The sequence below is a fragment of the Paralimibaculum aggregatum genome (genome assembly GCF_030270585.1).
Classification (GTDB): Bacteria; Pseudomonadota; Alphaproteobacteria; order Rhodobacterales; family Rhodobacteraceae; genus Thermohalobaculum; species Thermohalobaculum aggregatum.
In genome coordinates this window covers 22,306-37,281 of the sequence record NZ_BSYI01000011.1, presented here as the reverse complement: position 1 = coordinate 37,281, position 14,976 = coordinate 22,306, and the positions used below count along the sequence as shown (strand labels likewise).

The window sequence follows — 14,976 nt, the reverse complement described above, 5'->3', positions numbered from 1 at the left end:
CGTCTCCCTGCTGGAACGCTGCGCCTTCGCCTACACCGCGGGCCGGAAATGCGAAACCCCGCCCGGTGAGGGGCGGGGCTCGTAAAGACGTGGTCGCGGTGGGATCAGTGGTCGCCCTTCACCGAGGCCCAGACCTTCTTGTTGGTGAAGTAGAGCAGCACCGAGAGGATCACCAGCCAGATCAGGTTGCGCAGGCCGGCTTCCTTGCGCTCGGTCAGCTTCGGCTCGGCGACCCACATCAGGAAGGCCGCGACGTCCTTGGCCTCCTGCTCGATGGTGGCCTCGGGGGGCGTGTAGTCGGCGCCGTGATAGCCCTCCTCGCCCTCATGGTCGCCGCCGCCATGCACGGTATACTCCACGTCGTCGCCCCAGAGCGGCTGCGCCATGGAGATCTTGCCGCCCGGGAACACCTCGTTGCCGTAGAGGATGCTGCCCGCGGCCTCGTGCTCCTCGCCGGTATAGCCGGTGAGCAGCGAGTAGATGTACTCGGCGCCGCCGGTGCCCTTGAGGAACTGGTTGATGCCGAGGCCATAGGGGCCGTGGAAGCCGGCGCGGGCCTTCGCCATCAGGCTCAGATCCGGCGCGCCGGCCGCGGTGTTCGCCGGGAACTTGTCGGAGGGCAGGCCGGGGCGGGTGTCGCCCGGCAGCGCCTCGGGGCCGGTATCGGCCACCTCGTACAACGCGGCGATCGCCTTCACCTGGTCGTCCGGGAAGGCCGGGCCGGTGGAATCGCCCAGCGAGCGGAAGGCGAGGTATTTCAGCCCGTGGCAGCTCGCGCAGACCTGGTGGAACACCTGGAAGCCACGCTGCAGCTGCATCGAGTCGTAGGTGCCGAACGGCCCCTCGAAGCTGAAGTCCACATCCGTCACATGCCCGCCTTCGCCGGCCGCCAGCGCCTGGCCGGCGAGGCCGGTGGCCGCGACCACCGCGAGCGGGGCGAGGATTCGCTTGATCATCATGGGATGTCTCCTTTCCTCGCGGGTCATTCGGCCGGGGTGGCGGCCGCCTTGCCGCCGGCCTCGGGTTTCGGATGCTCGGCCTCGAAGGCCTCCTCGATGGTCTTGGGCTGGGGCAGCGGCTTCTCGGTGATGCCGAGCACCGGCAGGATCACCAGGAAGTAGCCGAACCAGTAGGCGGTGCCGAGGAGCGAGATCGAGGCGATCGTGTCGGTCGGCGCCTGGCTCCCGCACCACATCAGCAGCAGGAAGTCGACCACCAGCAGCCAGAACCACCACTTGAACTGCGGGCGGTAGCGGCCCGAGCGCACGCGGGAGGTGTCGAGCCAGGGCGCCAGCGCCATCACCAGGATCGAGCCGAACATCGCGATCACGCCGCCCAGCTTCGCGGTGAAGGGCATGATCTGCATCAGCCAGACATCCTCGGTGATCGCGCGCAGGATCGCGTAGAACGGTAGGAAGTACCATTCCGGCACGATATGCGCCGGGGTCACCAGCGGGTTGGCCTCGATGTAGTTGTCCGGGTGGCCCATGTAGTTGGGCATGAAGAACACGAAGACCACGAAGAGGATCAGGAACAGCGCCAGCGCGTAGATGTCCTTGATCGTGTAGAAGGGGTGGAAGGGCACCGTGTCCTTCTTCACCGTGGCGACGTCGTTGGTCCGCACCGGCACGCCGGTGGGGTTGTTGTTGCCGGTGGTGTGGAAGGCCCAGATATGCACCACCGTGAGCCCGAGGATCACGAAGGGCAGCAGGTAGTGCAGCGAGAAGAAGCGGGTCAGCGTCGGCTCGTCGACCGAGAAGCCGCCCCAGAGCCAGACCACGATGTCATCGCCGATCAGCGGGACCGCCGAGAACAGGTTGGTGATCACGGTGGCGCCCCAGAACGACATCTGCCCCCAGGGCAGCACATAGCCCATGAAGGCGGTCGCCATCATCGCGAGGTAGATCAGGATGCCGATGATCCAGGTGATCTCGCGCGGCTCCTTGTAGGAGCCGTAGTACAGCCCCCGGAAGATATGCGCATAGACCGCGATGAAGAAGAAGCTGGCGCCGTTCGCATGCATGTAGCGCAGCAGCCAGCCGCCGTTCACGTCGCGCATGATGTGCTCGACCGAGGCGAAGGCGGCGTCCGTCGAGGGGATGTAGTGCATCACCAGGGTGATGCCGGTGACGATCTGCACCATCAGGAAGACGGTGAGCACGACGCCCCAGATCCACATCCAGTTGAGGTTCTTCGGGGTCGGGAACTTGAGGAAGTCGGCCGCCAGCGCGATGACGGGCAGGCGCGAATGGACCCATTTCTCGAAGCCGGATTTCGGCTCGTAATGATCCTGTGGAATGCCGGACATGTCGCTCTCCTTCAGCCGAGCCGGATCGTGGTGTCGTCCAGGAACGCAGCCTGGGGCACCTCGAGGTTGCGCGGTGCCGGACCTTTGCGGATGCGGCCGGCGATATCATAATGCGACCCGTGGCAGGGGCAGAACCAGCCGTTGAACTCGCCCGAGCCGTCGCCGAGGGGAACACAGCCGAGATGCGTGCAGACACCGACCATCACCAGCCACTCGCCGGCAGCGTCCAGCGTGCGGTTCTGGTCCGCGGCGTCGGCGCCCGGCTTGTTCGCGTTCTCCGCGTTCTGGTCGGGCAGGTCCGAGAGCGCGACGGCGCGCGCCGCCTCGATCTCCTCCTCGGTGCGGCGCCGGATGAAGACCGGCTTGCCGCGCCACATCACCTTGATCTCGGTGCCGGGCTCGATGCTGCCGACATCCACCTCGATGCTTGCCAGCGCGAGCACGTCGGCCGAGGGGTTCATCTGATCGATCAGCGGCCAGACCATGGCACCCACGGTGACGGCTCCGGCCGCCGCGGTCGCCACGTAGAGAAAGTCTCGCCGGGTGTGGTCGCTGTCGGTCTCCGCATGAGACATCGGGTTCTCTCCTCCTTTGGCGGGCGCCTGACGCCCTCGGGGCCGGCCAGAGCTCGGGACAAGATCACAGAGCGCGTATGCTCGGGGAATAGTAGTTTCGTGTCCAGCGGGTCGACGGGACAGAGCGCCGCAGCGGAGGCTTGAGCATGTCCCGCGCCGCCGATCAAGCCCCTTCGGCAACGCCCGTGCTCGCCGCGCCATCGCCGGTCGGGCTGGTGGCCGTGATGCCGGACCAGGCCGGCAATCTCGGGGCGATCCTGCGCACCGCGGCCTGCCTCCGCGCGCCGGTGCATGTCGTCGAGCCCTGCGGCTTCGCCTTCTCGCCGAAGGCCTGGCGCCGCAGCGCGATGGACTATGCCGGGCTCGCCGCGATCCATCGCCATGCCAGCTGGGCGGCCTTCCTCGCGGCGCGCGGCGCGGCGCGGCTGGTGGCGCTCACCGCACATGGCCAGGCGAGCCTCTGGGAGGCGCGCTTCGCCCCCGGCGACCTCCTGCTGCTGGGCAGCGAGAGCGCCGGCCTGCCGGCGGCGGCGCTGGCCGCGGCGGATCTCGGGCTGCGCATCCCGCTGCACCCGCAGGCGCGTTCGCTCAACATCGCGGTGGCCGGGGCGATCGCGCTCGCGGAGGCACAGCGCCAGCTCCGGGCGTGACCGTGCGCGGGCGACGCTCATGGCGCCCGCCGCGCGGCGATCAGGAACTCGGTGTTGCCGTCGCCGCCGCGGATCGGGCTTTCGGTGAGGCCGAGCACGGCCCAGCCGCGGTCCTCCAGGAACCCCCGGATCCGCGCGCAGACCTCGGCATGCACGGCCGCGTCGCGCACCACCCCGCCCTTGCCGATCGCCGCCCGCCCGGCCTCGAACTGCGGCTTGACCAGCGCCGCGAGATGCGCCCCCGCCCGCGCGAGCTCCAGCGCCGGCGGCAGCGCCAGCGTCAGCGAGATGAAGGAGAGATCCGCCGTGATCCAGTCCACCGGCGGCAGGCCCGCAGCGCCGAGCGCCCGCGCGTTGACCCCCTCGTGCAGCGTCACCCGCGGGTCGCCGGCGAGCTTCGGGCTGAGCTGCCCGTGGCCGACATCCACGGCATGGACATGCGCCGCCCCGCGCGCCAGCAGCACCTCGGTGAAGCCCCCGGTGGAGGCGCCGAGATCGAGCGCCATGCCCGCCGGCACCAGGGCGAAGGCGTCGAGCGCATGGTCGAGCTTCAGCCCGGCGCGGGAGACCCAGGGGCAGGGGTCCTCGCCGAGTTCGATCGGCGCATCCGGGGCGACCATGGCGGCGGGTTTCGTGGCCACGCGCCCGCCGAGCCGCACCGCCCCCGCCGCGATCAGCGCCTGCGCCCGCGCCCGGCTCGGCGCCAGCCCGCGGGCCACCAGCACCCGGTCGAGCCGCTCGGCGCTCATGGCTGCCGCCCGCGGAAGACGATGTTGGGTCGGGTGCCGAGGAGCAGATACCGCACCACCACGAGATCGACAGCGGTGGCGGCGAGCAATGGCCCCAGCACCTCCCAGTCGGTCCCTGCCTCGGTGAGCAGCGCCGGCTCGCGCAGCTCCTCGGCGATCTCGAGCAGGATCACCGCGGCGATGTAGCCGGCATAGACCCGCGGCATCGCCGGGTGGCGCCGCAGCAGCAGCGCCAGCGCCAGCGGCGGGCCGGTGAGCACCACGCCCCAGTAGAGCCAGCCGAAGGGCAGCGCGACGCCGCCGGGATCGGCCCCGTCATCGGTGACGAGCACGGCGAGAATCGCCGCCGCCAGCAGGCACTGCGCGCCGATCCAGCCCGCCACGGCGAGCAGCCCGCCGCGCAGGCGGTTCAGCGGATGCGCCCGCCGCTCCGCCGCGGTCAGCCGGCGCCAGCGCCGATGGATCTGCGACTCCCCCCCGGTCATGGCCTGTCGCATAGCACGGCGCGGCGCCTCAGTCCTCCGCGAAGAAGTTCTCGTCGATCTCGGAAAGCGTGATCGTCTCGGTCGGCCGCACCCCGACGCCATAGGCGATCATCAGGCGGGCAAGGCGCGCCCCGTCGATCAGGATCACCCGTTGCTGCACGCGCTCGGCATAGTCCCGCGCCTCCCGCGAGAAGCCTGAGGTGGTGACGAAGACCCCCTTGCTCGCCCCCTCGCCGGTCAGCGAGCCGACGAACTGCTGGATCGCCGGCCGGCCGATGGTGTTCTCCGCGGCATAGCGCTTGGCCTGCATGTAGACCCGGTCGAGCCCCAGCGCGTCCTCGTCGATCAGCCCGTCGATGCCGCCATCGCCGGAACGGCCGAGCACACGGCCCGCCCCGTCCCTCCCGCGCCCGTAGCCCATGGCGAGCAGGAGCTCGACCACGGCCTTCTCGAAAAAGGCTGGGGTGCCATTGTGCAGGCGCTCGACGATATCCCGCTCCAGGGCACGCTCGATCATCCGGGCAGCGTCTCGGATGATCTCGTCGGGCGCGCGGTCGTGCTGCGTGTCCCGTTGCAGAGCGACCTCGGAGGCGTTGGCGGAATTGCCCGGTCCGTTCGCCGAGGCGTATCCGGGAAACCGCAGCAGGTACTGATGGTCGAGCAGTGGGGGAGGTGCCGCGAGCACGCTCCGCCCGCTTTCGGTGATCTCGTAGTGCCCGGCAGTGCGCTTCTCGATCAGCCCCGCCTGGCTCAGGCTGACGAGGCACCAGGCGATGCGGCGCATGATGCGCGGCTTGGCGCCCTCGCCGGGCGCGGTGTCGAGTGCCTCGGGGCCGAGCCCGAAATGCCGCACCACCCCCGGCATGGCCTCGCGCGAGTTGCGCCGGCCTTCGGCGATCTCCCGCAGCACCGGGAGATTTGCATCGTTGATCGTCGGAAACCCGTCCGACATGGCCTCACGCCCTGGCGGCGGCGTCACCGGTGGACTGGCCGAGGGCGGCGAGGGCCTGGGCGACGATGTGGGGGGCGTTGAGCCCGGCCCGGTCGTACATCGCCGCCGGCTTGTCCTGGTCGATATAGACGTCCGGCAGCACCATCGGGCGGATCCGGCAGCCCTGGTCGAGCGCGCCCTCGGTGGCCAGCAGCTGCAGCACGAAGGAGCCGAAGCCGCCGACCGAGCCTTCCTCCACCGTGACCAGCGCCTCGTGCTCGCGGGCGAGCCGCAGCACCAGGTCGCGGTCGAGCGGCTTGGCGAAGCGGGCATCGGCGACGGTGGTCGAGAGCCCCATGGCCTCGAGTTCCTCCGCCGCCTTCAGGCATTCGCCGAGCCGGGTGCCGAGGGACAGGAGGGCGATCTTCGTGCCCTCGCGCACCACGCGGCCCCTGCCGATCTCGAGCGCTTCGCCGCGCTCCGGCATCTCCACGCCGACCCCCTCGCCGCGGGCGAAGCGGAAGGCGATCGGGCCCTCGTCATACTCCACCGCGGTGCGCACCATGTGGCGGAGCTCCGCCTCGTCGGCCGCGGCCATGATCACCATGCCCGGCAGGCAGCCGAGATAGGCGATGTCGAAGCTGCCGGCATGGGTCGCGCCGTCGGAGCCCACGAGCCCGGCCCGGTCGAGCGCGAAGCGCACCGGCAGGCCCTGGATCGAGACGTCGTGCACGACCTGGTCGTAGCCGCGCTGCAGGAAGGTCGAGTAGATCGCCACGAAGGGCTTCATGCCCGCCGCCGCGAGCCCGGCGCCGAAGGTCACCGCATGCTGCTCGGCGATGCCGACATCGAAGCAGCGGTCGGGATGCATCTTGCCGTAATGGTCGAGCCCGGTGCCCGAGGGCATCGCCGCGGTGATCGCGACGATGCGCGGATCGTCGTTCGATTCGGCCACGAGGCTCTCGGCGAACACCTTGGTGTAGGAGGGCGCGTTGGCCGGCGGCTTCGACTGCTTGCCGGTGACGACGTCGAACTTCGCCGTGGCATGGCCCTTGTCGGCGGCCTCCTCGGCGGGGCCGTAGCCCTTGCCCTTGCGGGTGATGGCATGGATCAGCACCGGCCCGTCGGCGCGGGCCTTCACCGTGCGCAGCACCGGCAGCAGCTGGCTCATGTCGTGCCCGTCGATCGGGCCGATATAGTCGAAGCCGAGCTCCTCGAAGAGCGTGCCGCCCACGGTGGCGCCCTTGAAGAGCTGCTCGGCCCGGTGCGCGCCCTCGCGGAACACCTCCGGCATGTAGGAGAGCATCTGCTTGGCGGCGGCCTTGAAGTCCTGGAACGGTTTCTGCGCGTAGAGCCGCGAGAGATAGGAGGACATCGCGCCCACCGGCGGCGCGATCGACATCTCGTTGTCGTTGAGGATGACGATCAGCCGCTTGCCGAGATGGCCGGCATTGTTCAGCGCCTCATAGGCCATGCCGGCAGAGAGCGCGCCGTCGCCGATCACCGCGATGGCATCGCCGGTGTCGCAGCCGAACTCGCGCCCCATGGCGAAGCCGAGCGCCGCCGAGATCGAGGTCGAGCTGTGCGCCGCGCCGAAGGGGTCGTAGGCGCTCTCGCTGCGCTTGGTGAAGCCCGAGAGCCCGCCGCCCTGGCGCAGGGTGCGGATCCGGTCGCGCCGGCCGGTGAGGATCTTGTGCGGGTAGCACTGGTGGCTGACATCCCAGATCAGCTTGTCGCGCGGGGTGTCGAAGACCGCATGGATCGCCACGGTGAGCTCCACCACGCCGAGCCCCGCGCCGAGATGGCCCCCGGTGACCGAGACGGCGGAGATCGTCTCCTGGCGCAGCTCGTCGGCAAGCCGCTCGAGCTGGGCGTCGGAGAAGCCGCGAATGTCCGCGGGGTCGTTCACGAGATCCAAGAGCGGGGTTTGCGGGCGGTCGCTCACTGGGTGGGCTCCTCGATTGGCAGGCGGCCTCTCGGGCCGGCTCAGAAGGGAATGTCGTCCTCGTCCGCGGCGCCGGAGGCTGCCGGATCGGGCCTGGGCTTGGGCTTGGGCTTGGCGGCTGCAGGCTTGCGCGCCGGGCGCTCGGCCGCGGGCCCGGAGGCTTCGGCCTCGGGCGCCAGCGCCGGGCCGCCATCGGCGCCGGCCACGATCCGGCTCACCTTGAGCTCGGCATCGCGCAGGAGCGCCTCGCAGCGGGATTTCAGCTCGGCACCGCGCTGGTAGAGCGCGATGGAGGCCTCGAGCGGCACCTTGCCGTCCTCGAGCCGGCCGACCACGGTCTCGAGCGCCGCCAGCGCCTCCTCGAAGCTCATCTCGGAGACCAGGGTCTCGGCGGAATGCGGATCGCTGCTCATCTCGCCTCCACATGGTCGATCAGCGCGTCGAGATGGGCGCGCAGCCCGCCGATCAGCCCCTCGAGATCGTAGCCGCCCTCGAGCGCCGAGACGATCCGCCCGTCGCAATGCTTCGCGGCCAGCTTGCAGAGCTCGGCGGTGACCCAGCCGAAATCCGCGTCCATCCAGTTGAGATTGGCGAGCGGGTCGTTGACATGGGCGTCGAAGCCGGCCGAGACGATCAGCAGCTCCGGCTTGAACTCGTCCACCGCCGGCAGGATCTGCCCCTCATAGGCGCTGCGCATCTCCTTGCCGCCCGACATCGGCGAGAGCGGCGCGTTGAGGATGTTGCCCACCCCGGTCTCGTGCGCCGCGCCGGTGCCGGGATAGAGCGGATACTGGTGGCTCGAGGCGAAGAAGACCCGCGGCTCGGACTGGAAGATGTCCTGCGTGCCGTTGCCGTGATGCACGTCGAAATCGACGATTGCCACGCGCTTCAGCCCGTGCACCTCCAGCGCGTGCATCGCCCCGACCGCGACATTGTCAAAGAGGCAGAAGCCCATCGCGCGGTCGTACTCGGCATGGTGGCCGCAGGGGCGCACGGCGCAGAAGGCGGCCCGGTGGCTGCCCTTGAGTACCGCATCCACGGCGGCCACGGCGCTGCCGGCGGCATGGCGCGCCGCCTCGAGGCTGCCCGGCGACATGTGGGTGTCCGGGTCGAGGCTGACGAAGCCTTCTTCCGGCGCGCTGGACTCGATGGCGTCGATGTAGTCGGAGGCATGCGCCCGCGCGAGCTGCTTCCGGCTGGCGGCAGGCGCCGTGATCCGGGGCAGGTCGGCATAGGGCAGGGTGGCGAGCAGGTGCTGCACCGCCTCGATGCGGGCCACCCGCTCGGGATGCCCGGGGGGCGTCACGTGACGGTGGCTCGACGGATGTGTGACGATCAGGACGCTCATGGGGCCGAACATAGACAGAGAAGCGGCGCCCGGCAATCAGCGCGGGCCCCTCGTGAGGCGGGCGGGGGTGGGGCGTTCTGCCCCGGTGCGGACCGGTGCCGGAAGCTCCGGCCAACGTCCCGCGGAACGCAAAAGGCCCCGCCGAAGCGGGGCCCGATATCCGTGCCTTTGCAGCGCGCGCTCAGGCGGCGCGGCGGCGGCGATAGAGCGCCAGCCCGGCGAGGCCGGTCAGCATCAGCGGCAGCGCCGCCGGAACCGGGATCTCGCGCTCGATCAGGTTGAATTCGAGACCGGCAACCGCGAAGTCGCCCACGCCCTGGAGATCGTTGCTGTCGAGGGCGACGAAGGTCACGGTCGAGGTGATCCGGCTCAGGCCGGTGCTCGCGAAGAAACCATTGCCGAACTGGACGAAGACCTCGGTGGCATCGACGACGTCGGACGGGCCGGAATCGTAGCTGATCTCGGCGCTCTCCTCGTCGTCCTCGTCGAAGAAGAAGTCGAGCAGGTAGAAGGCGGTGATCTCGACGGCTTCGCTGAACGTGATCGTCAGCACCTCGTCGCCGTTGATCTCGTCCGGGTTCGGGCCGCCGATGCCCGCGCCGTCGGAGTCGCAGGCGAAGCTGCCGCCACCGGCGGTGCAGAAGGCCGAGGTGCCCGGCGAGGCGATGATGTCGTTGAAGTTCAGCGTGTTGGGGCTGCTGGTAACCGTGACCGTCACGCCGCCGACAGAGGTCGCGACCGGCCCGCCAACCGGGCCCGCCGGGAACAGCGACGTATCCGTGAGATCAACGAAAAGGGCATTTGCAGACGTCGAAACCGCAATACCGGCAGCGGCAATAATCGAGAGAAGCCGAGTGTTCATACCCACCCCCTTTTTTCGACCGGAGGGCGAGTTCTCCACAACCGCCCGGCCCAACCAAACTCAGGGAGTGCGCGCTTCGCTCCTCCCGGCCGACCTGCCCGCATCCACCCCGCGAGCAAGTCCATCGCATCCGAAGCAATTGTTAACCCGCAGGAAAGGTAGAGTCAACGAAACCTTCCGTCCCGAGCTGGGCCAAGATGTTGCGGAATCGCCGGAATCGGGGCGCCGAATGGTGGGGGCGAACGGCCGGTCTGTCCGGGGCTGAGACGGAGCCGGATCGGTGATTGCGCCGGAATTGCCGCTAATTGCGAGGGTATCGCGCTGGCGGCGGCCGTTTCGGGGGCGGTTCCGGCCGCGATCCCGCTCCGGTTGTCTTGTTGCGCCGGGACAACAGGGCGCGGCCGCGTCACGGTGTCGGGGTCGCCCGCACTGCGGCCCCGCAAGCCGGACAAGCCGCAGCGGCGAGAGAATCACCGGCGGCAGGGCCACCGGCGGCCACGGGGGCCGCCGGGCAAGCTGGGTAGACCGTCAGGCCGCGCGGCGGCGGCGATAGAGTGCCAGGCCCGCGATGCCGGTGAGCAGCAGCGGCAGCGCCGCGGGAACGGGGATCTCGCGCTCGATCAGGTTGAACTCGATGCCGGCCAGCGCATAGTCGCCGACGCCCTGGTTGTCGTTGCCATCGCCGGCAGTGAACTTCACCACCGAGGTGATCTCGTTGTTCACCGTGAAGGCCGCGAAACCGTTGCCGAAGAGCGCGAAGCCCTCTTCCGGCACGAAGGTGTCGTCATTGCCGTTCATGTAGTCGACATTGGCGATCTCGTTTCCGTCCTCGTCGAAAAAGAAGTCGAGCAGGTAGATCGCGGTGATCTCGACCGACTGGCTGAACGAGACGGTGAGCATCTCCTCGCCGTCCACCTCGTCCGGGTTGAAGCCGCCGATCCCCGCGCCGTCGGACTCGCACTCGAAGTCCAGCGCAAGCCCCGGGCGGGTGCCATTGCAGAACCCGGCCGCCAGGTTGCTGACGACATCGTTGAAGTTCGGCTCCTGCGGCGTGCCCGAGATCGTCAGGGTCACCCCGCTGCCGCCCGCATTCGGCACGACCACCGCGGCATTCGGACCTGCCGGGAAGACGTCGGTGTCGGTGAAGTCGACGAAGAATGCATTCGCAGGTTGTGCTGCGAGCAGGGGGATCGCCGCTATGGCGAATACTCTCGGAAGCATGATCAACACCCTCGGGAAACGGAAACGCTTAGCGGCGATTACTGCACGATTTCCTGATTCACGCAAGGGAAATGAGGAAATTGCCGGTGCGCGCGGCTCAGTCGGGCGTCAGCATGTAGCCGGCGCCGCGCACCGTCTGGAGATAGCGCGGGGCCTTCGGGTCGGCCTCGATCTTGCGCCGCAGCCGGGTGATCTGGACGTCCACCGCGCGGTCCTGGACCGAGCCGCCGGCGCCGCCGAGCTCCTCGGCGAGGCGGGCCCGGCTGACCGGCTCGTTGGGCTGGGCGGAGAACACGCGCATCAGCGCCTGCTCGGTGGTGGTGAGCCGGATCAGCTCCTCGCCGCGCATCAGCTGGCCGCGGCCGGTGTCGTAGCTCGAGGCGCCGAGCGAGAGCACCCGGCGCGAGCTCTCCACCGGCGCCGGCACCGCGCGGCGCAGGATCGCGGCGATCCGCAGCAAGAGCTCGCGCGGCTCGAAGGGCTTGGCGAGATAGTCGTCGGCGCCGGCCTCGAGCCCGAGGATGCGGTGCTCGATCTCGGTGCGCGCGGTGAGCAGCAGCACCGGTGTCCGGGTACCCTCGCGCACCCGGCGGGTGAAGCTCACGCCGTCCTCGCCGGGCATCATCACGTCGACCACCATCAGGTCGAAGGCGAGGCTCTCGAGCAGCCGGTCGGCATGGCCGGCATCGCGCGCGCCGGTGACGAGATAGCCGTTGCGATGCAGGAAGCGGCCCAGCAGATCGCGGATCCGCCGGTCGTCGTCGACGACGAGGATGTGGCTCGGCTCGTCAGCTGCGCTCATCGGCGTCGGACCCGACCATGGAGAGCACGCCGTCGCGGCCGGCGCCGTCGAGCATCTGCTCGAGCACTTGGCGGAAGCCGGCAACCGCCTCCGGCCCGGCCAGCGCATAGGCCCGGCGCAGCCGCGCCCGCTGCGGCTCCGAGAGCGCGCGCTCCAGCGCCTCGCCGGCGGGGCTGAGGCGGAGGTTGCGCTGGCGCCGGTCCTGCAGCCCCTCGGTGCTCTCGACCAGCCCCTCGTCGACGAGCTGGCGCAGCACCCGGTTGAGCGACTGCTTGGTGACGCGGAGGATCTCCAGCAGCCCGGCCACGGTGATCCCCGGCCGCCGCCGGATGAAGTGAAGCGCCCGGTGATGCGCCCGCCCCAGCCCGCGGGCGGCGAGGATCTCGTCCGGGTCGGAGGTGAAGTCGCGATAGGCGAAGAACAGGAGTTCGGCGCTCTGGCGCAGCTGCTCGTCGGTCAGGAAGAGGAGCTTCTCCGACCGGCTGGCGCCCGCACCGGAGCCCGCCCGTGCCGCGCCTCTCGCCGCCGTCTTGCCGTCCTGCATCCGCCGCATCCCCCTGCCTGTCGCCGGCGCCCCTGCGAGCCGGGCCGCGCTCACGATTTATGTCAGCCTTGTTGACGGATTACAATCGCAATGTTAGCCGCTGTGCCTGCGGGGAGGATCGGATCTGTCGCGATTCTGCCCCGATACGCAACGATCGAAGCCGGGCATACCCCGGCTGTTCAGGAAAGGACCAGGGAGATGGCACCCGCAGGGCATGGCTACGACGACCGCGACGGTTTCATCTGGATGGATGGCAACCTCGTCGAATGGCGCAATGCCAAGGTACATGTGCTGACCCACGCCCTGCACTACGCCAGCTCGGTGTTCGAGGGCGAGCGGGCCTATGGCGGGCGGATCTTCCGCTCGGTGGAGCATTCCGAGCGCCTGCTGGCCTCGGGCATGGCGATGGACATCCCGATCCCCTACACGGTGGACGAGATCGAGGAGGCCAAGGCCGTCACCATGCGCGCCAACAACCTCTCGGATGCCTATGTGCGGGTGCTCTGCTGGCGCGGCGCCGGGCCGGACATGGGCGTCGCCTCGGCGCGCAACCCGATCCGCATGGCGGTCGCCACCTGGGAATGGGGCGCCTATTACGGCGATGCCAAGATGAAGGGCGCGAAGCTCGACGTCTCCAAGTGGAAGCGGCCGAGCCCGGAGACCATCCCCTGCCACGCCAAGGCGAGCGGGCTCTACATGATCTGCACCATGTCGAAGCACGCCGCCGAGGCCAAGGGCTGCTCCGACAGCCTGATGATGGACTATCGCGGCTATGTCGCCGAGGCGACCGGGGCCAACGTGTTCTTCGTCAAGGACGGCAAGGTGCACACCCCGACGCCGGACTGCTTCCTCAACGGGCTGACCCGGCAGACGGTGATCGAGCTGCTCGGCAAGCGCGGCATCGAGGTCGTCGAGCGGCATATCGAGCCGGGCGAGCTCGAGGGCTTCGAGCAGTGCTGGCTGACCGGAACGGCGGCGGAGGTCACCCCGGTGGGCGAGATCGGGCCGTGGAACTTCGAGGTGGGCCAGCTCGCCCGCGACATCGCGCAGGACTACGAGCGCACCGTCCGCGGCAACCACTGAGGCGCAGGCCCCTCGCCGTCCCGCATCGCGGCGCAGGGGGCAGGGCCGCCGCGCCGGACCGGCGCCGATCGGCCCGGGCCGGCCGGCGCGGGCGACGGCGGTGCGGAACGGCTCCGGATCGCCGGGCATTCCGCCGCCAGGCCCGCGGACCCCGTGCCCCGCCCACCCCTGCACCGTCCTGCCTGGCCGCAGCGCTGCACTCCCCATCCGCGCGGGGCCCGCGGGCCTGGCGGCGGGCGCCGTCCCGCGACCCGGCCGAACCCCGTGCGCCGGTCCGCGGGGCCCGCGCGGATGGGGGGCGTTCCGGCCGGGCCTGGCGCCCGCTCTCCGGGGTGGGCGGGGCACGGGACCCGCGGACCGGGGTGCCGCGGCGCGGCGCCCTCCGGCGCGGCGGCGCGGCGGTTGCCGCCCCCTAGCGCCTGTCGCGCAGGTGTAGTATGGTCCGGCTACCTTGTTACTACGCCGGGCGGCGCTGCCATGGGGGCAACGTGACCCGGTCGATCGGAGGACGCCATTCTCACCGGACAGGGTTCCGTGGGCGCCATTGCCGCCCATCCGCAGCCGCCCGCCTTCGGGTCCGCTGCGAAAACCGCCGAAGCGGACCAGCTTCTGGCCCTTGTGCTTGCCTCGCTCGACGAGGACAGCGCCGAGGACATCGTCCATATCCCGCTCGCCGGCAAGAGCCAGGAGGCCGACCACATGGTGATCGCCTCGGGACGCTCGTCGCGCCATGTCTCGGCGCTGGCCGAGAAGCTCGCGGAGCGCGTCAAGCGCGAGGCCGGGGTGCTGCCGCGCTCGGAAGGCCGCGAGGTGGCCGACTGGGTGCTGATCGACGCCGGCGACGTGATCGTCCACATTTTCCGCCCGGAGGTGCGCGAGTTCTACCAGCTCGAGAAGATGTGGATGACCCCGGCGGACCGGACCGCCCGCTCGGCCTGAGCCGGGTGGCCGCCGCGCCGGGAGGCGCCGGGCAATGCGCCTGACCATCGCCGCCGTCGGGCGGCTGAAGGGCGGGCCGGAGGGCGAGCTCGTGGCCGATTATGCCGCGCGGGCCGGCGCCGCGGGCCGCGCGCTCGGCCTCGGGCCCGTGCAGGTTGCCGAGGTCGACGAGCGCAAGGCCCGCGATGCCGAGGCGCAGGGGGCCCGGCTGCTCTCGATGATCCCCGAGGGCGCCGCTGCGGTGGCGCTCGACGAACGCGGGAAGCTGCTCGACAGCCCCGGGCTCGCGCGGCTGATCGCGGATTTCCGCGATGCCGGGCGCGGCGAGACGGTGTTCCTGATCGGCGGCGCCGACGGGCATACGGAGGCGCTGCGCAGCCGGGCCGACCGGCTGCTCTCCTTCGGGCCGATGGTCTGGCCGCACATGCTGGCCCGCGCCATGCTGGCCGAACAGCTCTACCGCGCCGTCACCATCCTCGCCGGCAGCCCCTATCACCGAAGCTGAGCGCCGCGCCTTGCGTCACTGCCGGGCTT

General features: G+C 70.2%; 17 protein-coding genes. 4 read left to right on the top strand and 13 right to left on the bottom strand.

Translation table 11 applies throughout. The features are described from left to right. Positions 1 to 104 precede the first annotated feature (104 nt). Genes QSJ97_RS08495 through petA form a run of 3 tightly spaced genes read right to left on the bottom strand, consistent with a single transcriptional unit; the run spans position 105 to position 2,883 of the window. On the bottom strand, positions 105 to 956 hold the full coding sequence (locus tag QSJ97_RS08495; protein ID WP_285671407.1) for a cytochrome c1: 852 nt from the start codon (positions 954 to 956) through the stop codon (positions 105 to 107). Between the two features lie 26 nt (positions 957 to 982). Further along, a complete protein-coding gene (locus tag QSJ97_RS08490; RefSeq protein ID WP_285671289.1) occupies positions 983 to 2,308 on the bottom strand; it encodes a cytochrome b in 1,326 nt (441 codons plus the stop codon). Between the two features lie 11 nt (positions 2,309 to 2,319). Next, positions 2,320 to 2,883 (bottom strand): ubiquinol-cytochrome c reductase iron-sulfur subunit, encoded by a 564-nt coding sequence (gene petA / locus QSJ97_RS08485; RefSeq protein WP_285671288.1) that lies wholly within the window; start codon positions 2,881 to 2,883, stop codon positions 2,320 to 2,322. A 146-nt stretch (positions 2,884 to 3,029) separates the two neighbouring features. Between petA and QSJ97_RS08480 the strand changes: the two genes are divergently transcribed. Next, complete coding sequence (locus QSJ97_RS08480; protein ID WP_285671287.1) at positions 3,030 to 3,533, top strand: TrmH family RNA methyltransferase; 504 nt, start codon at positions 3,030 to 3,032, stop codon at positions 3,531 to 3,533. 17 nt (positions 3,534 to 3,550) lie between these two features. Here the strand turns inward: QSJ97_RS08480 and QSJ97_RS08475 are convergent, their stop codons facing one another. The 10 genes from QSJ97_RS08475 to QSJ97_RS08430 all read right to left on the bottom strand — a co-directional run bounded on the left by QSJ97_RS08475 (position 3,551) and on the right by QSJ97_RS08430 (position 12,420). Continuing rightward, positions 3,551 to 4,282 carry a TlyA family RNA methyltransferase gene (locus QSJ97_RS08475; protein WP_285671286.1) on the bottom strand — a complete coding sequence of 244 codons (732 nt, stop codon included), beginning with the start codon at positions 4,280 to 4,282 and terminating at the stop codon, positions 3,551 to 3,553. Further along, positions 4,279 to 4,767: a hypothetical protein gene (locus QSJ97_RS08470; protein ID WP_285671284.1), complete on the bottom strand. Its 489-nt coding sequence runs from the start codon at positions 4,765 to 4,767 to the stop codon at positions 4,279 to 4,281. Before QSJ97_RS08470 ends, QSJ97_RS08475 begins: the two co-directional genes overlap by 4 nt. A 28-nt stretch (positions 4,768 to 4,795) precedes the next feature. Then, positions 4,796 to 5,719, bottom strand: coding sequence for a restriction endonuclease (locus QSJ97_RS08465; protein WP_285671283.1), 924 nt, complete (start codon positions 5,717 to 5,719; stop codon positions 4,796 to 4,798). Positions 5,720 to 5,723: 4 nt separating this feature from the next. Further along, entirely contained in the window at positions 5,724 to 7,643 is a 1,920-nt protein-coding gene (dxs, locus tag QSJ97_RS08460) for a 1-deoxy-D-xylulose-5-phosphate synthase (RefSeq protein ID WP_285671282.1), read from the bottom strand. Positions 7,644 to 7,684: 41 nt separating this feature from the next. After that, a complete protein-coding gene (locus QSJ97_RS24970; RefSeq protein ID WP_352231063.1) occupies positions 7,685 to 8,056 on the bottom strand; it encodes an exodeoxyribonuclease VII small subunit in 372 nt (123 codons plus the stop codon). After that, positions 8,053 to 8,991 carry a histone deacetylase family protein gene (locus tag QSJ97_RS08450; protein WP_285671281.1) on the bottom strand — a complete coding sequence of 313 codons (939 nt, stop codon included), beginning with the start codon at positions 8,989 to 8,991 and terminating at the stop codon, positions 8,053 to 8,055. The genes QSJ97_RS24970 and QSJ97_RS08450 overlap by 4 nt, the downstream gene beginning before the upstream one ends. A gap of 181 nt (positions 8,992 to 9,172) precedes the next feature. Next, positions 9,173 to 9,853: a VPLPA-CTERM sorting domain-containing protein gene (locus tag QSJ97_RS08445; protein WP_285671280.1), complete on the bottom strand. Its 681-nt coding sequence runs from the start codon at positions 9,851 to 9,853 to the stop codon at positions 9,173 to 9,175. 528 nt (positions 9,854 to 10,381) lie between these two features. Then, positions 10,382 to 11,074: a VPLPA-CTERM sorting domain-containing protein gene (locus tag QSJ97_RS08440; RefSeq protein ID WP_285671279.1), complete on the bottom strand. Its 693-nt coding sequence runs from the start codon at positions 11,072 to 11,074 to the stop codon at positions 10,382 to 10,384. Positions 11,075 to 11,171: 97 nt separating this feature from the next. After that, on the bottom strand, positions 11,172 to 11,876 hold the full coding sequence (locus QSJ97_RS08435; RefSeq protein WP_285671277.1) for a response regulator: 705 nt from the start codon (positions 11,874 to 11,876) through the stop codon (positions 11,172 to 11,174). Beyond that, positions 11,863 to 12,420, bottom strand: coding sequence for a MarR family winged helix-turn-helix transcriptional regulator (locus QSJ97_RS08430; protein WP_285671276.1), 558 nt, complete (start codon positions 12,418 to 12,420; stop codon positions 11,863 to 11,865). Before QSJ97_RS08430 ends, QSJ97_RS08435 begins: the two co-directional genes overlap by 14 nt. A 198-nt stretch (positions 12,421 to 12,618) precedes the next feature. On the opposite strand from QSJ97_RS08430, the gene QSJ97_RS08425 reads away from it, so the two are divergent. The 3 genes from QSJ97_RS08425 (at position 12,619) to rlmH (ending at position 14,947) form a co-directional block, all read left to right on the top strand. After that, complete coding sequence (locus tag QSJ97_RS08425; protein ID WP_285671275.1) at positions 12,619 to 13,503, top strand: branched-chain amino acid aminotransferase; 885 nt, start codon at positions 12,619 to 12,621, stop codon at positions 13,501 to 13,503. 543 nt (positions 13,504 to 14,046) lie between these two features. Next, positions 14,047 to 14,442 carry a ribosome silencing factor gene (gene rsfS, locus QSJ97_RS08420; protein ID WP_285671406.1) on the top strand — a complete coding sequence of 132 codons (396 nt, stop codon included), beginning with the start codon at positions 14,047 to 14,049 and terminating at the stop codon, positions 14,440 to 14,442. 34 nt (positions 14,443 to 14,476) lie between these two features. After that, the gene (gene rlmH / locus QSJ97_RS08415) at positions 14,477 to 14,947 is read left to right on the top strand and encodes a 23S rRNA (pseudouridine(1915)-N(3))-methyltransferase RlmH (protein WP_285671273.1); all 471 of its coding nucleotides are present in this window, start codon (positions 14,477 to 14,479) and stop codon (positions 14,945 to 14,947) included. The last annotated feature ends 29 nt before the right edge of the window (positions 14,948 to 14,976 follow it).

What these genes read in the sequence shown, in the direction of transcription:
- QSJ97_RS08475 (WP_285671286.1), bottom strand. Translation starts at nt 4,282, where the DNA reads ATGAGCGCCGAGCGGCTCGACCGGGTGCTGGTGGCCCGCGGGCTGGCG.
- QSJ97_RS08465 (WP_285671283.1), bottom strand. Translation starts at nt 5,719, where the DNA reads ATGTCGGACGGGTTTCCGACGATCAACGATGCAAATCTCCCGGTGCTG.
- QSJ97_RS08440 (WP_285671279.1), bottom strand. Translation starts at nt 11,074, where the DNA reads ATGCTTCCGAGAGTATTCGCCATAGCGGCGATCCCCCTGCTCGCAGCA.
- rlmH (WP_285671273.1), top strand. Translation starts at nt 14,477, where the DNA reads ATGCGCCTGACCATCGCCGCCGTCGGGCGGCTGAAGGGCGGGCCGGAG.
- QSJ97_RS08445 (WP_285671280.1), bottom strand. Translation starts at nt 9,853, where the DNA reads ATGAACACTCGGCTTCTCTCGATTATTGCCGCTGCCGGTATTGCGGTT.
- QSJ97_RS08490 (WP_285671289.1), bottom strand. Translation starts at nt 2,308, where the DNA reads ATGTCCGGCATTCCACAGGATCATTACGAGCCGAAATCCGGCTTCGAG.
- QSJ97_RS08430 (WP_285671276.1), bottom strand. Translation starts at nt 12,420, where the DNA reads ATGCAGGACGGCAAGACGGCGGCGAGAGGCGCGGCACGGGCGGGCTCC.
- QSJ97_RS08450 (WP_285671281.1), bottom strand. Translation starts at nt 8,991, where the DNA reads ATGAGCGTCCTGATCGTCACACATCCGTCGAGCCACCGTCACGTGACG.
- QSJ97_RS24970 (WP_352231063.1), bottom strand. Translation starts at nt 8,056, where the DNA reads ATGAGCAGCGATCCGCATTCCGCCGAGACCCTGGTCTCCGAGATGAGC.
- QSJ97_RS08480 (WP_285671287.1), top strand. Translation starts at nt 3,030, where the DNA reads ATGTCCCGCGCCGCCGATCAAGCCCCTTCGGCAACGCCCGTGCTCGCC.
- QSJ97_RS08495 (WP_285671407.1), bottom strand. Translation starts at nt 956, where the DNA reads ATGATCAAGCGAATCCTCGCCCCGCTCGCGGTGGTCGCGGCCACCGGC.
- petA (WP_285671288.1), bottom strand. Translation starts at nt 2,883, where the DNA reads ATGTCTCATGCGGAGACCGACAGCGACCACACCCGGCGAGACTTTCTC.
- QSJ97_RS08425 (WP_285671275.1), top strand. Translation starts at nt 12,619, where the DNA reads ATGGCACCCGCAGGGCATGGCTACGACGACCGCGACGGTTTCATCTGG.
- QSJ97_RS08435 (WP_285671277.1), bottom strand. Translation starts at nt 11,876, where the DNA reads ATGAGCGCAGCTGACGAGCCGAGCCACATCCTCGTCGTCGACGACGAC.
- QSJ97_RS08470 (WP_285671284.1), bottom strand. Translation starts at nt 4,767, where the DNA reads ATGACCGGGGGGGAGTCGCAGATCCATCGGCGCTGGCGCCGGCTGACC.